The organism is Bacillus sp. JJ1122, from assembly GCF_036964885.1.
GTDB lineage: Bacteria > Bacillota > Bacilli > Bacillales > Cytobacillaceae > Mesobacillus.
This window is the reverse complement of the sequence record NZ_JBALQL010000023.1, coordinates 1-17,537: the sequence shown is the minus strand read 5'-3', so window position 1 is coordinate 17,537 and position 17,537 is coordinate 1. Positions and strand designations below refer to the sequence as shown.

Genomic DNA, 17,537 nt, shown 5'->3' with positions numbered 1-17,537 from the left:
AGATTCCATGTAGAGAGAGATCCTCAGGCATTCCCGAAGATCTCTCTTATGATTATTTCAATTTTACAGAAAGCTCGCCATTTGCAGGAATCGTAATTTCCTCGCCATAAAGGTTCATAGCAAGCTCTGGACCTTGCTGGGAAAGAACGACGTTTTCCTGGTTCACTGCTACTTTTACATAGTGGTCACGGAAGATGATGTTGAAGCTGTACTGATTCCACGCCTTAGGAATGAACGGCGCAAATGACAATGTGCCTTCAGCCGTGCGCATGCCTGCAAAGCCCTGGACAATTCCAAGCCATGCACCAGTCATGCTCGTAATATGCAAGCCATCTTCAGTGTCATTGTTGTAGTTATCAAGGTCAAGCCGTGCCGTGCGGTTGTACATTTCGTACGCCTTCTCTTCCATGCCAAGCTCTGCAGCCAAAACTGCGTGGATACTTGGAGACAAAGAAGATTCATGGACCGTCATCGGCTCATAGAATTCAAAGTTACGGCGCTTCTCTTCTTCCGTGAACTCATGATTGAAGAAATACAAGCCCTGAAGGACATCCGCCTGCTTGATGAAGCAGCTGCGAAGAATCTTATCCCATGACCAGTTCTGGTTAATTGGGCGATCTTCGGCTGACAGTTCATCAACCGTCTTTAAATCTTTATCAAGGAATGTATCGTGCTGGACGAATACGCCTCTTTCTTCATCATACGGGAAGTACATTCTGTCGATGATGTCCTGCCATTTCGCAAGCTCTTCATCTGAGAATTCAAGTCCAGCAAGGCGGCCCTCATGACCGTTTTGCTTCAAGATTTCGATGACTTCGAGCGTATAACGCAATGTCCATACAGCGATACGATTTGTGTACCAGTTGTTGTTGACGTTGTTTTCATATTCATTCGGGCCAGTTACCCCGTGCATCATATACACATTCTTGAACTTGTTGAAGTGGACGCGGTCTGCCCAGAAACGGGAAATTCCAGCGAGCACATCAATGCCATATTCATGAAGATAGTTTTTATCTCCTGTGTAATTCACATAATTATAGATTGCATATGCAATCGCGCCGTTACGGTGGATCTCTTCAAACGTGATTTCCCACTCATTATGGCATTCCACACCTGTAAAAGTAACCATTGGATACAGCGCGCCCTGCAGTCCCTGCTGCTTCGCATTGTGGTATGCGCCATCAAGCTGGTTGTGGCGATAGATAAGCAGGTTGCGGGCCACCTCGGACTCAGCAGTTGAAAGGTAAAGCGGGATCGCATATGCTTCAGTATCCCAGTATGTCGCTCCGCCGTATTTTTCGCCTGTGAAGCCTTTTGGTCCAATGTTCAGGCGGGAGTCTTCCCCATAGTAAGTCGAGAACAGCTGGAATAAGTTGAAGCGGATTCCCTGCTGTGCTTCATCATCCCCTGCAATTTCCACATCGGCGATTTCCCAGCGGCTCAACCAGCCTTTTTTGTGCTCTTCCAATAGCTGATCGAAGCCTTTTTCGACAGCACGATCAAGTACTTCGCGGCCTTTTACAACAAGCTCATCCGCTTCATAATCACGGTCTGTTGTAACAGCGACATACTTGTAAAGGGTTACAGTTTGTCCCTGCTCCGCTTTTACTTGAATGCTATTTTCTACATATTCATCCTTTTCGTTCACTTCCACTTTTGCTGCTTCAACGTTGACAACCGTTTGCATAGTTGTCGCTACCTGGAAAGTTGGCGTGCCGAATGGATTGTCAATTGTCTTCATGACAAGGCTGCCAGCGAATTCCGACGTATCCTTGCTCACTTCATACCAAAAGTCTTCTTCATAGTTAGAATCTTCGTTACGAACGTCCCCATCCAAATACGGAATAAAGGTAACGTTTCCATTATAGTTTTTAGCAGTTACGGAATAAGAAATTGCGGCTAATTCACGGTCAGCAACGGATAAGAAACGCACTGCTTCCACTTCAGTTTCCTTGCCATTCTGGACAATAGCGAACTTCCTTGTCAGCACACCATGCTGCATATCCAGCTCACGATAGTATCCCTTCACTTCTGCCTTATGAAGGTCAAGTTCTTCTCCATCGACCAATACTTTTACGCCGATAAAATTAGTAGAGTTGATGACCTTGCCGAAATAATGAGGATACCCATTTTTCCACCAGCCCACACGAGTCTTGTCAGGGAACCAGACACCTGCGATATATGTGCCGCGGTGGAAGTCTCCAGTATATGTTTCTTCAAAATTTCCACGCATGCCCATATGGCCATTCCCCAGGCTCATGATGCTTTCAGCAAGTCGGAAATCTTCTTTATGCAATTCAGTTTCGATGATTTTCCAGCTATCGATTTCAAATAATCTTTTCATAGCTTTTATCTCCCTTTAAGAAGTTGTACAAACGTTTGCACTATTATATCATGAATTTCTTGAAAAATGGTAAAACCATTGGTGTTAATTTTGTGTCAAATAAAATTAATTATTATTTTACTATTGTAATCTGTGAAGTTAGTCCTATGATTTTTTTGAAATTCTTCCTACTGGGGGATTACCCTATTTTTATGGTAAATTTGTTATATTTTATTGAAAATTTTATATAATCTAAAAGAACTATAAAGAAAGGAGGTAATCTTATGAGTGCAAGGTTTTTTAAAGTGGCCGCGGTCTATTTTGTAATTGCTATTATTCTAGGAATCGTTATGGGGATCAGGCATGATTTTTCACTTGCATCGGTGCATGCCCACTTAAATCTGCTTGGCTGGGTGTCTATGGCCTTATTCGGGACTATCTATCATCTTTATCCTGCAGCTGGAAGCAGCAAGCTGGCCACCATCCACTTTTGGCTTCATAACCTTGGAGTGCCGGTGATGCAGGGCGGCATAACCCTTGTCATGCTGACAGAAAATGGTGTCTTCACTGCATTTGCGATTATTGGTTCTCTCGTCGTTGTACTAGGCGGAATTTTATTTGCAATAAATGTATTCAAGCATGTAAAAGCGTAATTATTTGCTATTAAAAAAGTTCGCCTGAATCTCAGGCGAACTTTTTTTATTTAAGCGAGTTCCGTTTGTTTCGTTTCCGTGCCCCATAACCAGACCGCTGCTGCTCCAATCAAAATGGAGATGCAGAAGATCGTGAAAATCATCGTAATCGAGATACCTTGGGCTGATAAATAAGGAACCATTAATGGTCCGAGAATTCCGCCAATCCGCCCGAAAGATGCAGCCATCCCTGCTCCCGATCCACGGATTGTAGTCGGGTACTGTTCTGGTGTATAGGCATACAACGCGCCCCACGCACCAAGGTTAAAGAATGACAACAGGATTCCAGCCGTAATCAAGAGCGCAAGCGAATCTGCCGAACCGAAGAAATAGGCGCTGAGCGCAGTTCCAATCAGATAGACGACCAGCACAAACTTCCTGCCCGCTTTTTCAATCAGCCAGGCCGCTGTAAAATAACCCGGCAGCTGAGCGAGAGTCATGATCAATACATATTGGAAGCTCTTGATCAGCGTGAAACCTTTCATCACCATCACGCTTGGCAGCCAGAGGAACATTCCATAATAGGAAAAGACGACACTGAACCAAAGAATCCAAAGCACCGCTGTTTTTTTGACATGCTCTTTTGACCATACTTCTGCAATGCTCTCCAGGATGGTGAGCCTTTCTTTCTTTTGAACCGCCAGGAAGCGCGGGGAGTCCGGAAGGTTCATACGAAGATACAGTGCATAGAGTGCAGGCAGTGCGCTTAAGATTAAGGCCATCTGCCAGCCAAACTTCGGGATGATAAAGTAGGAGATCAGCGCCGCCACAAGCCAGCCGCCTGCCCAAAAACTCTCCAGCAGGACGACGACGCGACCGCGCTTTTCAGCAGGGACGCTTTCCGATACTAAAGTTGAGGCGACCGGCAGTTCTCCACCAAGTCCCATCCCAATAAAAAACCGCAGCAGCAAAAAGAATGACAGAGTCGTGGCCATAGCCGAAAGTCCGCTGCCGACAGAGAACAGCAATAACGTTATAATAAAGACATTTTTCCTTCCAATCCTGTCAGCAAGCAAGCCGAATACAAGCGCTCCGACTGCCATCCCAATTGAATTCACACTGCCAATCCAGCCCATCTCCTGGACAGACAAATCCCAGTCCACCTTCAGCGCCGCAATGATGAATGACAATATCCCAACATCCATTGCATCAAACATCCAGCCCAGACCAGCAATTCCAAGAAGCTTTTTCTCTGAAATCTCCTGAGTTTTTTTCATATAGCCCTCCTGCTCCATTGCAACGATACAAGTAGTTTCCCTTAATTTTATATTTTTAACATAATATCTCTTCTGCCCTTCTATATTACCATGTGTCTTTACAGTAGTCATGATAAAGTTTTTTCTCTATTTAAAATTGGAAATTAACGATGATTATTTCGAGTTCGCCAGAATGAACTTCGCCAAATTATTTTAAGCGAAGAAAATTTCACTTTAAATTTCAGTAAAATGAATCCCATGCTCGCTGATTCAACTTACCAATAGCTTTTTCCAAACAAAAATCCCCCTGCAAACGCTGCAAGGGGATCATAAAATCAACTTATTTTATCCAAAATGACGGTTACCTTGAACAAATCGCCATCGACTTCAATATCGAGTGTGCCTTCGTGCAGATCCACAATCGATTTCGCAATCGCAAGCCCGAGACCGGAGCCTTCTGTGTGGCGCGATTGGTCTCCTCGTTTGAAGCGCTCGAACAACTCATCCAAATCCTCACCAAGCTCGTATTTCGTCACATTTTTAAAGGTAAGCACAGCCTGGTCCTGCTCAGCTTTTACCGAGATATAGACTCTTGAATTCTCAAGAGAATACTTAAGAATGTTGCCGATCAGGTTATCAAACACCCTCCATAGCTTCTGGCCATCGACAAACGCGTAAACTGGATGGTCAGGCTGGGACACGCGCAAATGCAGTGATGATTGACTTAAAGCTTCGTTGTGTTCCGCAAGTGCCTGCTGCAGGAGCTGGATGAGATCAACTCTATCTTTGCGCAGCTCGATGTTGCCGCTCGCCATTTTCGTCGCCTCGAACAAATCATCGATTAAAACCTTCAATCGCTTGGATTTACGGTCGAGGATCTCGATATAGGAAGCTCGATCCTCTGGCGCTAAGTCAGGCGTTTTTAAAAGCTCCGTATAGGTGATGATTGAAGTCAGCGGTGTCCTTAAGTCATGGCTTACATTTGTGATCAGCTCCGTTTTCAAACGCTCGCTCTTTGCCTGCTCCTTGTGCGAGACCTTCACAGAGTTTCTCAATGTGTTGATGTCTGCTGCGTGCCTTGCAAAAACGGATTTGCCTTTTACCGGGATATCGCTTCCCATTTTCCCGGCAGCAAGCTCCTCAGTATTCAATAGAATCTTATTGAAGTAGCCTGCCTTTTTCATGATGATGATGAGAAGCGGGAGCCCAATGAAAATGAAAGCAAGACCAAAAATGACAATGAATCCTGGTTCAACAAATACTGCAGCAGCAATCATGCCCAATCCAAAAACGAATCCTAGCAGCACGATCAACTGAATCCCGATACTCCTCACAAGGAATGCATCCACAATCGCCTTATAAGCTTTAAATACAAGGCTTTTCTGTAAATCCTCCTTAAGTTGCTGCCCATCATTTCGGTATTCAGCAATTGATTTCAGCTGCATCAAGCCAAATGCCAGTAATGCGGCGGCCGCTGTCATGCTGATCAATAGCTCAATCAGCGAAGATAAGATGTCAGAATTGTAATATACAAACTGCTCGCTAATCAGAGTCAAGGAAAGCAGGAAGAAACCAGATGTCGCAAGCATGATGCCCAATCTCACATCAAGCGGAACTTTCGCATACATCGGCTTGAAATTTTCAAACGTTCCAAAAACAATAGCTGGCTTGCGCCTTGCGATAATATAAGCAGCAATCAGCGCACCGATACTGGCAATCATATATCCAATGAAAAGCATCTGGCGTTTTTGGAAATAACGATAATCACCAATTGCCTGAAGCGATGCTGGAGCATTTTTCGATAGCCCAATCTTCCCTGTAAAATTACTGTTTTGTCTGCTTAAAATATCCTCAGCAACTTCATTGTAAGGAATGAATTGCTCGCTAATTCCTGTATATCCATAAAACTCCTGAATTTCACCGTAATCCTGGACAAAGTACATTTCTTTGTTATTGATGAAATCAGAAACGGAATCACCTTCCTTAAGATTAAGGTTTGTGAATACCTCTCCCGTATCTGCGTCTTCCATATAATACTTGTACGCACGCCCAAAGTTCACAAATTGCCGGCGGTACTTCTCTAGCTCCTTATAAAATTCATCTATACGTTTTTCTTTCTCCTTCACAATTTTGGCCTGTACGTGTTCATCACTATTGAAGTTTTCAGTTATGTCAGCAATTTTCGTGTCCCGTTCCTTCGTCAGGGCATCGACAACGGCCTTGTTCCCGCTATCCTTTGCATCCTGGATCTGCTGCTCATACTGCATTCCAATATTGGCAATTTGATCGCCCATATTTCCATACCGCGTCCGGTGTTCTTCGATTTCCTCATCCGAAACGGTGATTTCCTTCTTCATTTCTTCTTTCGTCATGCTATTTAACTCAAAGACTTGCAATAAGCTAACAAATCGGTTCATCTGGTAGCCATATTCTTCTGATTCAAAGTAATCTCCCTGCAAAAACTGGCTGCCATTCGTAAAGGCAGAAAACAATCCGCTAAGCCCAAATGAAACGAGCAAAGCCCAAATGACGACAAGATACTTACTTTTCGATTTTATATCCAATGCCCCACACCACCTTTAAAAACCTCGGATTCTTCGGATCGATTTCTATTTTTTCACGGATTTTCCGGATATGGACCGCTACCGTATTTTCAGCATTGTAGCTCGGTTCCTTCCAGACACGTTCATAGATATCGTTGATTGAAAATACTCTGCCGGCGTTCGTCATCAGCAGTTCGATAATCCTGTACTCGATCGGCGTCAGTTTAACCATTTCACCATGTGCGGTGACTTCCTTTGATGACTGATCTAGAGTCAACCCGTTCAAGTCAATCACCTGTGTTTTTCCTTCATATGTACCCAGCGTGACATACCGTCTCAGCTGCGATTTCACCCTGGCAATCAGTTCGAGCGGATTGAACGGCTTCGTCACATAATCATCCGCACCAACCTGGAGACCGAGGATTTTATCCGTATCCTCACTTTTCGCGCTCAGGATGATAATCGGAATATTTTTGTCTTCGCGAATCCGGAAAGTAGTCGTAATCCCATCCTGCCGCGGCATCATCACATCAAGAACGATCAAGTGAACCGGCTGCTCATTGAGCTTTTCGATCGCCTCAATCCCGTCGGCAGCCTTGATGACTTTGATTCCTTCATTCTTCAAATAAATTTCAATTGCATCGCGTATTTCTTTTTCATCGTCAACCACAAGCACATTGTATTGTTCCACGTGAAAACCTCCTTTCCACAAAGGCAAGCTTTGATGTTTTCTATTCTAGACGGCGAACCTTAACATTCACCGACGATAAATCTTAAGTTTTTCTTAATAATGGAAAAAGCGGTGTGTGTGAATCTATTATATATTTTTATCATGATGGTGAGGAAAGGTATTTTTTTGGAAAGAATCCTTGAGGTTATGTTGGACACACTTGAAAATATTCTTTTAAGATTCATCCTGGCGTGATGAGTCTCTTCTGTAACTTGAGTTTCCAATTGGTTGAATCGCTCCCTATCCAACTGGAAAAAATCATTGATAATTTCCAGTTCGCGGGATTTCGACAAAAAGTTGCGGAATGAGGTGGTTTTTTCGCGGAATAAAGATGGTTTTTCGCGGAATGATCCCCTCTTTTCGCGGAATCCAGAAAACTTGAGAGCAAAGCTTCAGATTATAATAGTTTATTTACATTAAAAGTGTAAAAAATCCAACCCTTCCAGCTGACAAACACTTTATTTTCGCAAAGTAGCAATGATTCGGTTTGGTTTTAACAATAAATCCAATGCCTCGTTAATATGATGAACGATCATATCGCTTTTCAAGAGTGTGGAGGTTGCGCAGCCTTCATTGCCGATCACCGCGATGCTGACATCTGCTTCTTCAAACATTGCTGCATCATTAGCTCCATTTCCTAAACAGACCGTTACAGCCAAACTCCGCACAAATTCTCCTTTTTCCTTTGTATGATCTCCTGAACCGAGAATTTGAACAGATATAGGCAGCTCGCTGCATTGATTCACAACACTGCCATTGGTATCTGCAGTGATAACATGGATCTCCAGCTGTTTGCTTAAAAGATGGATCCTGTCTTCCACCCCACTTATTAACTCACCGTCCACGGCAATTGTGCCGTTAAAATCCAGGACTAAATGCTTTATTTCAAGCAGTTCTCTGCCAGGAATAGTAAAAGTCAGCATCGCTTTCCTCCAGTAAACTATATTTTAAATTATTATACACTCTCCTATATCTTCAGAAAAAACGAGATATTTTACTAGTACTAAAGTAATATTATAAATAAGTAGTTTTGTTAATTTATTACAGTGATTTTAAAAATAATGTTTTTGTTTCGAAGGAGTTCTAAACCAATGGCCACTATCTATAAAAGCAAAGAAGGAAAGGAACACATCCTAAGTCAATACGAACATTACCTGACTCAGTTTGATCTGCCGATTGATCGGGAATATGTGGATACACGTTTCGGAAAAACGCATGTCCTTAAATTGGGCAGACCGGATGGGAAGCCGTTATTTATCTTTCAGGGAGGAAATTGCATCAATCCGATGACCCTATCCTGGTTCAAGGGTTTGTTAACAGATTACAAGATTTATGCGCCTGATACCATTGGCCATCCAGGCTATAGTGACGAAGCGAGGATTTCTGCATCAGATCAAAGTTTCGCCAATTGGATTGATGATTTAATGGCGCATTTTCAGATTGAAAAATGTGCTTTTATTGGTCCTTCCTACGGAGGGGGCATCATCCTCCGGCTGGCAGCTTTTATGCCGGAGAAGATCCATTGTGCCGTACTCATCGCGCCAGCAGGAATAAGCCTTGGATCAAAGGCTCAAATGATCAAGGATATCCTTGTGCCGATGTTATTTTTTAAAATGAACGGGTCTGCCAAAAGCTTGAGGAAAATTGCCAATGCGATGTCGAGAAGCAGTATGAATGACATGGATGAGGGGATGATCGGCAGTATTTTTAAATACGTGAGCTTAGAGGATGAAATGCCCAAGCTTACGACTGCCCAGGAACTGAAAGATTATCATGCTCCGACACTCGTCATCACTGGGACTGAGGATATCTTTTTCCCAGAAAGGAAAATTTCCCAGAAAGCAGCAGGACTTTTCGGGAACCAATTAGAATTAAAGCGATATACGATGGGGCATTTTCCATCCGCTGAAGACCTCACGAAAATAGACAGTGACATTAAATCGTTCCTTATAAAACATTATCTTTAGGAGGTAACAATGAGCAATAATCCTATCCAAAAAATCGGCCAAATCGGTATACCTGTAAAAAACTTAGATCGAGCTATTTCTTTTTATCAGGAGCAATTAGGGCTTCCGCTTTTATTCAACACAGAGACGATGGCTTTCTTTGACTGTGATGGTGTCCGTCTTGTCCTCAGCATTCCAGAAAACGAACAATTTGCCCACCCGAGTTCGGTGATTTATTTTCAGGTGGAAAAGATGAAGGAAAAGTACGAGGAATTGCTCGCAAAGGGAGTAAGCTTTTTAGACGAACCACATGTTGTGGCTAAAGTGGGCCAGACGGAGACATGGATGACATTCTTTAGAGATACTGAAGACAATGTCCTAGCGTTCATCAGCGAGGTAATGGCTTAAATAAGAAAGGATACTGCCAGCAGTCGCAGTATCCTTTTTATTGTATCGCTTTCAGTTCATTCTTTTTCAGGAATAGCTCAATCTGGTGTGCTGCCATCATTCCTGAGGTGCTGTTCAAGTGCATGCCGTCAGTCAGCAGTAAAAATCCATTCTGCTGAGCAATGCGGTCCAGGCTGTATCCATATACAAAGTGCTGAATAATCGCCTTCTCTAGCATTTTAGAACCATTTTTCAATGATCGTCCTCTCGTATGCCCTTTTCCCTTTAAATAGGCTTTTAATTTTTCATTAAAAGGCAGGTAGGAAACATTGCTTATTTCAGCGATTTTTTTTATGACTTCGTTGTATTGGTCGATTTCCTTGTTCGCTTTTGAAAATAAATTTTCACCCGCTACCGGGAGTGAGAACAAAGCAATTTTTGCCGTCGTTTCTGTTTTCAGCCTATTCACAATTTGAGCAAGGTTTTTCTCATAAACCAATAAGGATGGCTTCTCAAACTGTTCCTGTATTTTGATATTCCTTTTCGCAATATCCGGGGCGATTTTTGCTGATGCATCATTCAAGCCGACCATGATGATGATGAACTCTGGATGGCAGGCAATTACCCGATCAAGGCGCTGAAGGACATCATAGGCCGTGCTTCCATTGATCCCGTCATTGATAAATTGGTAATCAACACAGCCCTTCCGCTTAGAAGCGTCTTCGACAAAATTATAGCTGATATTCCCATGTACAACATCTCCGCCGATGACGGCGACAAGCTTCTTCCCTTCATCGCGCATCCCATTCTTCAGGAAAGCTTCAGGATGATTCGCTGGAAGTTGTTTTAGTTTGTTTTTTCGCTGATAAAAAACAATTACTCCCGCAACCACAAGCAGCAACAATGCTAGAGTACCAAATAACAAAAAATCCATATACAACCCCTCTCTTTTAAGTATTTTCTTGAATATCTATAAAGTGATTTTTATTAATTAAAAATTCTGAATATATACATAGTATATTATTCGACAAGACTGCAATATTTCCCTTTATATGAACAATTTCCTCACATGAAAAATTTATTTTTTCTTCTCTACTCTCATCATAGCCATTTATGATACTCAGCAGACAAAACAAATGGTACAAAAATTTCAACAAATCAAAAAATTACTTTGCAAGTTGCATCGATTGTAGGATAATATTATATGGTAGAGATTGGGAAAGGGGAAATTATGCCTATGCTGGAAGCTAGGTTATATAATTTAGCACTATTTTTTGTTTCAATTGCCGTGGCTTTTGGATTAGGTACCTTTTTCGTGGATGAACACACATTTTTAATCGCTTTATTCATATATTGGTTGTTTTCAACTATGTATAACCATCTCCGAATCATTGCCCAAAATGGAACACTGAAGTTTGACTATGGAATCAATTATAGTTTATCATTCGGTATTTTTGCCGGCCCAATAGGTTTGTTCATCTTTGAGACGCTCTTTCGTTTCACAGTATATTTTGCTAGAAAAAGCTCAAAGACTGCCGATGAAGATGAATTTTGGGACACGTTCTACAATATTGGTGCTCATGTACTGATTTACTCAATTGGATATTTTTTATTTAAGCTGGCCTATCCGTTATTTGAAGGTATTCCATTTGGATTTTGGATCCTGATGTGCATCCTTGCAGTGGGCACCATGCTTATATCTTATACATTCCTGTCTATCGCTTTTTACATTCTGGGAGAAATTAAAAGCGCGCGGGAAGCAATCCAATTCTTTAAGGAAAGCAACAATGTCCTCGATTTGGGTAAAACAGCTTTTACAAATGGATTGCTGCTGCTGTTCCTCCAAGAGCAGAAGTGGGAAATGATGGTCAGTTTATTTATTTTGAATTATTTGGTCAGCCGCTCCTTCCATTCAAAATCCCAGAATATCCAGAATAAGATCGAGCGGGACAAGTTCGAACAAATGGCTTATACAGATTTCCTTACAGGTGTTCCGAACCGGGCATTCATGGATTTGAAAATGTCCGAATTGAACCAAACAGGTGAAAAAATCGGCATTGTTGTAACTGATATCGATAAATTCAAACGAATCAATGATTCGTATAATCATGCTGTCGGTGACAGGGTGATCCAGCATTTCGCTTTGACATTGAACCAATTTCTATCTGAAAATGATTACCTTTTTCGAAGCGGCGGCGAGGAATTTACGCTGATCCTGAGAAATAGATCATACACAGAAACCATTGATCTGGTGGAAAAAATCCGCCAGGGCATTGAAGCTAGTTCAGTTGATGTGGAATATAAATCAGAAATTCACTCCATTTCAATTACCTCTTCATTTGGTTTGTATTACTTCACGGTAAATTCATATACCTCAATGGAAAAAGGATATATTTATGCCGACCAGCTGCTGCTCCAATCAAAGGATCTTGGCAAAAATAAAGTGACCTATAAAAAAGAACTGTCGAAGCAGACAGGCTGACAATATATATTAAAGACAGAGAATCCTTCTCTGTCTTTTTTCATCATCCTCCATAAGCAGGCTAATGTCTCCCATTTAATTGCACTGCATTTCACCTTTTACCCCTCTAAAAGTGCATAAATAAATCTGCTGATGCTGCCTCGTTCAATACCCATTTAATCGGGACTTGCTCGGCCGGATGTACGAACTCAAAATTATCCTTTATATCCAAATCTACAACGTATAACTGAACGCCCATTTCCACCGCGATTCCTAGTAGTTCATGAACAGAAGATACACCAAAATCGCTGATTGCGTTTGATAAGTACTCAAGATCATCTGAGGGAACTGAAATATATCTCTTATCAAGGATATTGACGCCTTTATGTGAGAACGCCAAAATCACCTCCGCACCCGATGATGCCGCGCCAACCGCAACATTCAACGGAGGATACGCAGATTCCAGTTCATCATGCAGGGCCATTACCACCACTTTTTTCTGATCCATGCCAGTCGCCTCCATCAATAACTTAAAACCACATCGGCCTGATAGGCAATATCCAAAAATGTTGCTACTCCTGCCAATTGGGCACCGTCAACAAGTTCAAGGCCATCCGCAATCAGAACATTCATCTGGCAGCCAAAAAATCCAATGCCAAAGTCCATCGCTCTTTTCATGAGTTTGGCGAGATCAATATTATGTGTACGCTCGATTATTTTTAAGTACCGTTTATCCAGTACCCTCGCACCATCGAGGTCAAAGAAGATGCTGATCTCATTCCCCTTCTCTGCATGTGTTACCGCTTCTTTTAATACATAAGGCACATTAGAACTTAAGGAAACAAAATAAACCAATTTCTTGTTCGCCAAGGTCCTTCCCTTCTTTCAGTCCGGTTGCTCATACAGCTAATTATTGTATCCAAACGGAATATACGTGAACCGCTTACATACCTATTATATACCCTTATAGGTATATATGAAACTACGAACAACTGGGAATAGAAAAAAAGTGTGTGGAAATCCACACACTTTCATCTCAGCATTCAAATTGTCTTCGGTTCTGTTTTTCAATTCCACCTTTTCCGCAAAAGAAGGAATGAACACTTAATGAGAGGGATTTGTTGTATCAACGTGCTTAAGATGCTTGAAATTCATCCTGATAAACACAACTGACAAAAAGACGAACCCTGCGCCAACTAAAAATGGAATATGAGAGTTAAACACTTCTCCTAATTTAGCTGCCATGAAAGGTGCTATGGCTGCACCGATAAAACGCAGGAAGCTGTATGCGGCCGATGCAGTCGCCCTTTCTACTGGCGCTGCATCCATAACAGCTGTTGTAATCAAAGTATTGTTATTCCCCAATATCGCGCCGGCAAAAATAACAGCGCTGATCACAACCCACTGTGTCGTTGCAAAGAGTCCTATGATGGTTAAATCTAAGGCAAAGAGAATCAACATGAAAACCATTGCCTTAACAGTGCCAAACCATTGTTGAAGCTTAGGCGCCATGAATACAGACGTAAGCGCCAGCAGGATTCCCCAGCCTAAGAATACGTAGCCAAGCCCCTTTGGTTCCAGCCCCATCACAAAGGGAGCGTATGCCATGATGGTGAAGAAACCAACATTGTATAATGCAGCGACAATCCCCAGTACCAAAAGCGAACGGTGTTTCATCGCGTGGAAAGGTGCCAATAGTGGAGTCTTTGCTTTTTTAACTGCAGGTATGTTTGCTTTAGGCATTAATAAGGTAAGCAGGATAAAGGCGAATACCATCAATGTGGCAACTCCAAAAAATGGAGCTCTCCAGGTCAAGGACCCTAATGTCCCGCCCATCAGCGGACCAATTGAAATGCCAAGTCCTACGGCTGCTTCATAAAGTATGATTGCTTTTGCTGTTCCGCTGTCTGAAAGAGAAACAATCGCTGCCAGCGCTGTTGCGACAAACAGCGCATTGCCTAGGCCCCATCCGCCCCTTAAACCGACCAAAGTCCAAATATTTTCGGCGAATCCTCCCAAAGCAGAGACAATCGCAATAATGGAAATTCCCAGAAGGAGTGTACCCTTGCTGCCCAGCCTTGAAGATACCGTTCCAGTGATCAGCATGGCGAATGCCATTACTGCATTATAGCTTGTATATAGTAAAGTTACCTCACTAGGTGTCGCGTTCAAATTATGGGCAATTGTTGGTAAGACAGGGTTCACAAGCCCCATCCCCATGAAGGCAGTGATTGCTGCAAAGAAAACAGCCCATACAGCAACTGGCTGTTTTAGGATTCCAGAAGCAGCTGCTGATTCAATCGTCAAAGGTTTTGCTGCTGTTTGTGATTTTGAAGTCATTCTTATGTCTCCTCTTTTGCTATTTTTGGTTATAGCAATTTTTTAAAGGAATGCCTGATGACATCCCCCCGGCTGATGATACCAGCCAATATACCATTCCGTTCAACAGGCACTTTTTTAATTTGCCTTTGGCCCAAAAGTGCCGCAATATTTTCGATTTCCTGGTTCCATGCTACCTTCTGCACTTTCTTCTGAGCAATGGCCATCACGTTCAAGTTCAAGACCTTTTGGGCCCTTACCTCAAATTCATCATCATCTCCCTTGATCACATCAACATAATAAAAAGAGTCAACGACGATATCTTTGTGTTTCCCGATATACCGCATGATATCTCCATCACTTATATAGGCGACAATTTCATTCCGCTCATTAACCACGGGCAGACCGCTTATTTGATGATCAATGAATTTTTCAATGACCAATCGCACATTGTCTGTATCTTTGACCTTGTAAACTGTCCTATTCATGATTTCATGAGCTTGCATATAAATCTCCTATCCGTATTAAAAGAGTTAACTAGCTGTAAAAGTAATTGCATAATACAACTATTTAATTGTATAATACAACTATAAGTGATGTCAATGCTGATTTCCAGAGATATACATAAAATTGACAAAAGCTCAGGTTATATTATTATGTAACCTAGAGGAACTATTCGGGGTGAAAAACAATGAGTAAAGATGCATTGGAAACAATTGAACTAGAATTGGCCATCCTGATCCGCCGACTTACATCTGTTTCAACAGATAAAAGAAAAACCAGCCTTGACCGGTCTGGGTATCTCTTGCTTCGGAGACTATCCGCTCTTGGCCCTGCAGGTGTGAAGGTTCTGGCTGAAGAATTTGATCTTGATATCTCTACCGTCAGCAGGCAAGCTAGAGCATTAGAGGATAAAAAATATGTAAAAAAAATCCCCGACTCACAAGATGGCCGTTCTTATTTTTACCAAATAACAGAATCTGGCCATGCAGAATTAACTGCCAATCAGATGTCCCGATTAGACAGCATCACGAATCTGCTAAGTGACTGGACTGATGATGACCGCGAGAATTTGGGATATCTTCTGAAAAAATTCAATCATTCATTAAAAAATCGATAATAGGAAGAGGCAGGCAGAAATACTCCATTTCTGCCTGCCTTTTATTGTATGGTATTCACTTTGCCCACTTCTCCAGGAGCGGGCCATTCTCCCCGTACACTGGATCCGTTTCTGGAATTGGTACATTTTTAATTTGCGACAATGCTTGCGCTCGTACACCTGGATCTTTTTCCTTCAGGTTAGGAGTGTATCCATTCGGATAAGCCCCGACAACCGCAAAATCCTCGGTGCTCTCCATTTTCCTGTGGCCTGTACCTGCCGGCAGAACAACTGCGTCACCAGCTGTTAGGTCAAGTCGTTCTCCGCCATCTCCCCCGAGAAGTACCGTCGCTTTACCAGACTTTACACCTAATACTTCATGTGTGTTTGTATGGTAATGGTGATAATCATAAATATCGCCAGTCCATGTGCCTGTCCAGTTATGCTGCTCGAATTCGGCTTCGATATTAACGTTATTTTCAAAAACACCTTGATACACGATTACAGGTAAATCAGGATTATTCGGAATATCACCTGTATCGTTCAGAAAAAACGATCTTACTTGTGCTTCCATGGTGGAATCTGCTCCTTTCTTCTTCAAAGATAGAATGGGGCCATCCCCGATCTTTTTATATAATGGCTAGGGCAAATAGAGCCCTAGTTTCACTGTACCTAAAATTCCCTGGAGTTAAACGTATCTCCTTCTTGCAGGTTTCCAGCTTTATAGCCTTTATAGAACCAGCTCTTCCTCTGTTCCGAAGTTCCGTGTGTGAAGCTTTCCGGCACGACATAGCCCTGCGAACGCTTCTGGATTGTATCATCTCCGACAGCACTTGCAGCATTCAAAGCTTCCTCAAGGTCTCCTTCTTCCACTACACCCATTCCCTGTGCATGGTTAGCCCATACTCCGGCTAAATAGTCAGCCTGCAGTTCAAATCGCACCTGATACTTGTTGAATTCTGTCTTGCTCAGATTCTGGCGCATTGAGTTCAATTTATCGGAAGTTCCCAGTAATGTTTGTACATGGTGCCCTACTTCGTGAGCAATTACGTAAGCCATAGCAAAGTCACCTGGCGCCTGGAATTTACTTTGAAGCTCATCATAGAAACTTAGGTCGATATACAGCTTTTGGTCACCCGGACAATAAAACGGCCCAACTGATGCGCCTGCGGTACCACAGGCAGACTGGACACTTCCAGAATACAATACTAGGGTCGGCTCTTTATAAACCATCCCTTCTTTCTTAAATTCTTCAGTCCAAACCTCCTCTGTATCAGCCAAGACAACGGATACAAACTCAGCAAGGTCCTTTTCCTGCTGTGTTTCCTCATAAGGAGCAGGTGACTGTCCCCCCGTGTTTGAAATATTGTTCACGACATCTCCTAGATCGCCTCCGCCAAGGAATGTCATGATCACTAACAGGACGATCCCGCCAAGGCCGCCGCCCATCAGCATCCCGCCTCCGCCCATTCCTCTTCTATCCTCAACATTGCCGCTCGCTCTTCTGCCCTTCCATTGCATGATGTTTCCTCCCTGCATTCTATTAAGAAACTTATTAAAACAAATTTTAGTTTTGTTTTAGTGTTATACCCGCTATTACTAGATTTATTTAAACTTCTATGAATATTTTTTTGGAAAAACTGTTTTAGAATGAATTTTGTTTTATTTTTAGGGCGGTTCACAATTTTCCAGAAGAAGACTTTGGTTACTTTCAAAAAAAGGCTCTGTTAAACAAGGCTGTTGATTTTCGTTCCAGGCGCTTCGCTTTCCGCGGGGCTGGCGCTGAGCCTCCTCGTCGCTTCGCTCCTGCGGGGTCTCACCTGTCCAGCTGCGCCCGCAGG

General features: G+C 42.5%; 17 protein-coding genes. 5 read left to right on the top strand and 12 right to left on the bottom strand.

Annotated features, from left to right (window positions below; all coding sequences use genetic code 11):
• Positions 1 to 52: 52 nt before the first annotated feature.
• Entirely contained in the window at positions 53 to 2,344 is a 2,292-nt protein-coding gene (locus V7201_RS13220) for a glycoside hydrolase family 65 protein (RefSeq protein WP_335377213.1), read from the bottom strand.
• A 263-nt stretch (positions 2,345 to 2,607) separates the two neighbouring features.
• Between V7201_RS13220 and V7201_RS13215 the strand changes: the two genes are divergently transcribed.
• Entirely contained in the window at positions 2,608 to 2,976 is a 369-nt protein-coding gene (locus V7201_RS13215; protein WP_335377212.1) for a cytochrome-c oxidase, read from the top strand.
• A gap of 50 nt (positions 2,977 to 3,026) precedes the next feature.
• Here V7201_RS13215 and V7201_RS13210 read toward each other — a convergent pair whose 3' ends face one another.
• The 4 genes from V7201_RS13210 to V7201_RS13195 all read right to left on the bottom strand — a co-directional run bounded on the left by V7201_RS13210 (position 3,027) and on the right by V7201_RS13195 (position 8,407).
• A complete protein-coding gene (locus V7201_RS13210) occupies positions 3,027 to 4,232 on the bottom strand; it encodes an MFS transporter (protein WP_335377211.1) in 1,206 nt (401 codons plus the stop codon).
• A gap of 314 nt (positions 4,233 to 4,546) precedes the next feature.
• A complete protein-coding gene (locus V7201_RS13205) occupies positions 4,547 to 6,775 on the bottom strand; it encodes a sensor histidine kinase (RefSeq protein ID WP_335377210.1) in 2,229 nt (742 codons plus the stop codon).
• On the bottom strand, positions 6,753 to 7,445 hold the full coding sequence (locus V7201_RS13200; RefSeq protein WP_335377209.1) for a response regulator transcription factor: 693 nt from the start codon (positions 7,443 to 7,445) through the stop codon (positions 6,753 to 6,755). The genes V7201_RS13205 and V7201_RS13200 overlap by 23 nt, the downstream gene beginning before the upstream one ends.
• A 497-nt stretch (positions 7,446 to 7,942) precedes the next feature.
• Positions 7,943 to 8,407, bottom strand: coding sequence for an HAD family hydrolase (locus tag V7201_RS13195; protein WP_335377208.1), 465 nt, complete (start codon positions 8,405 to 8,407; stop codon positions 7,943 to 7,945).
• Between the two features lie 168 nt (positions 8,408 to 8,575).
• On the opposite strand from V7201_RS13195, the gene V7201_RS13190 reads away from it, so the two are divergent.
• Both V7201_RS13190 and V7201_RS13185 read left to right on the top strand, forming a co-directional pair.
• Positions 8,576 to 9,451, top strand: coding sequence for an alpha/beta fold hydrolase (locus V7201_RS13190; RefSeq protein ID WP_335377207.1), 876 nt, complete (start codon positions 8,576 to 8,578; stop codon positions 9,449 to 9,451).
• 9 nt (positions 9,452 to 9,460) lie between these two features.
• Positions 9,461 to 9,838, top strand: a complete 378-nt coding sequence (locus V7201_RS13185) for a VOC family protein (protein WP_335377206.1) — start codon at positions 9,461 to 9,463, stop codon at positions 9,836 to 9,838.
• Positions 9,839 to 9,875: 37 nt separating this feature from the next.
• On the opposite strand, the gene V7201_RS13180 is transcribed toward V7201_RS13185, so the two are convergent.
• Positions 9,876 to 10,751 carry an SGNH/GDSL hydrolase family protein gene (locus V7201_RS13180; protein ID WP_335377205.1) on the bottom strand — a complete coding sequence of 292 codons (876 nt, stop codon included), beginning with the start codon at positions 10,749 to 10,751 and terminating at the stop codon, positions 9,876 to 9,878.
• A gap of 270 nt (positions 10,752 to 11,021) precedes the next feature.
• On the opposite strand from V7201_RS13180, the gene V7201_RS13175 reads away from it, so the two are divergent.
• Positions 11,022 to 12,299, top strand: a complete 1,278-nt coding sequence (locus V7201_RS13175; RefSeq protein ID WP_335377204.1) for a GGDEF domain-containing protein — start codon at positions 11,022 to 11,024, stop codon at positions 12,297 to 12,299.
• Positions 12,300 to 12,405: 106 nt separating this feature from the next.
• Here the strand turns inward: V7201_RS13175 and V7201_RS13170 are convergent, their stop codons facing one another.
• From V7201_RS13170 to V7201_RS13155, 4 genes are all read right to left on the bottom strand, one after another.
• Positions 12,406 to 12,786, bottom strand: a complete 381-nt coding sequence (locus tag V7201_RS13170) for a DsrE/DsrF/DrsH-like family protein (protein WP_335377203.1) — start codon at positions 12,784 to 12,786, stop codon at positions 12,406 to 12,408.
• Positions 12,787 to 12,800: 14 nt separating this feature from the next.
• The gene (locus V7201_RS13165; RefSeq protein ID WP_335377202.1) at positions 12,801 to 13,148 is read right to left on the bottom strand and encodes a DsrE/DsrF/DrsH-like family protein; all 348 of its coding nucleotides are present in this window, start codon (positions 13,146 to 13,148) and stop codon (positions 12,801 to 12,803) included.
• Between the two features lie 234 nt (positions 13,149 to 13,382).
• Entirely contained in the window at positions 13,383 to 14,618 is a 1,236-nt protein-coding gene (locus tag V7201_RS13160) for an MFS transporter (protein WP_335377201.1), read from the bottom strand.
• Between the two features lie 29 nt (positions 14,619 to 14,647).
• Positions 14,648 to 15,103 (bottom strand): CBS domain-containing protein, encoded by a 456-nt coding sequence (locus V7201_RS13155; RefSeq protein WP_335377200.1) that lies wholly within the window; start codon positions 15,101 to 15,103, stop codon positions 14,648 to 14,650.
• Between the two features lie 185 nt (positions 15,104 to 15,288).
• Here V7201_RS13155 and V7201_RS13150 point away from each other — a divergent pair, with 185 nt between their 5' ends.
• Positions 15,289 to 15,717 (top strand): MarR family winged helix-turn-helix transcriptional regulator, encoded by a 429-nt coding sequence (locus tag V7201_RS13150; protein ID WP_335377199.1) that lies wholly within the window; start codon positions 15,289 to 15,291, stop codon positions 15,715 to 15,717.
• Positions 15,718 to 15,772: 55 nt separating this feature from the next.
• On the opposite strand, the gene V7201_RS13145 is transcribed toward V7201_RS13150, so the two are convergent.
• Both V7201_RS13145 and ypfJ read right to left on the bottom strand, forming a co-directional pair.
• The gene (locus V7201_RS13145; RefSeq protein WP_335377198.1) at positions 15,773 to 16,270 is read right to left on the bottom strand and encodes a cupin domain-containing protein; all 498 of its coding nucleotides are present in this window, start codon (positions 16,268 to 16,270) and stop codon (positions 15,773 to 15,775) included.
• A 98-nt stretch (positions 16,271 to 16,368) separates the two neighbouring features.
• Positions 16,369 to 17,217 carry a KPN_02809 family neutral zinc metallopeptidase gene (gene ypfJ, locus V7201_RS13140; protein WP_335377197.1) on the bottom strand — a complete coding sequence of 283 codons (849 nt, stop codon included), beginning with the start codon at positions 17,215 to 17,217 and terminating at the stop codon, positions 16,369 to 16,371.
• Between the last annotated feature and the right edge of the window lie 320 nt (positions 17,218 to 17,537).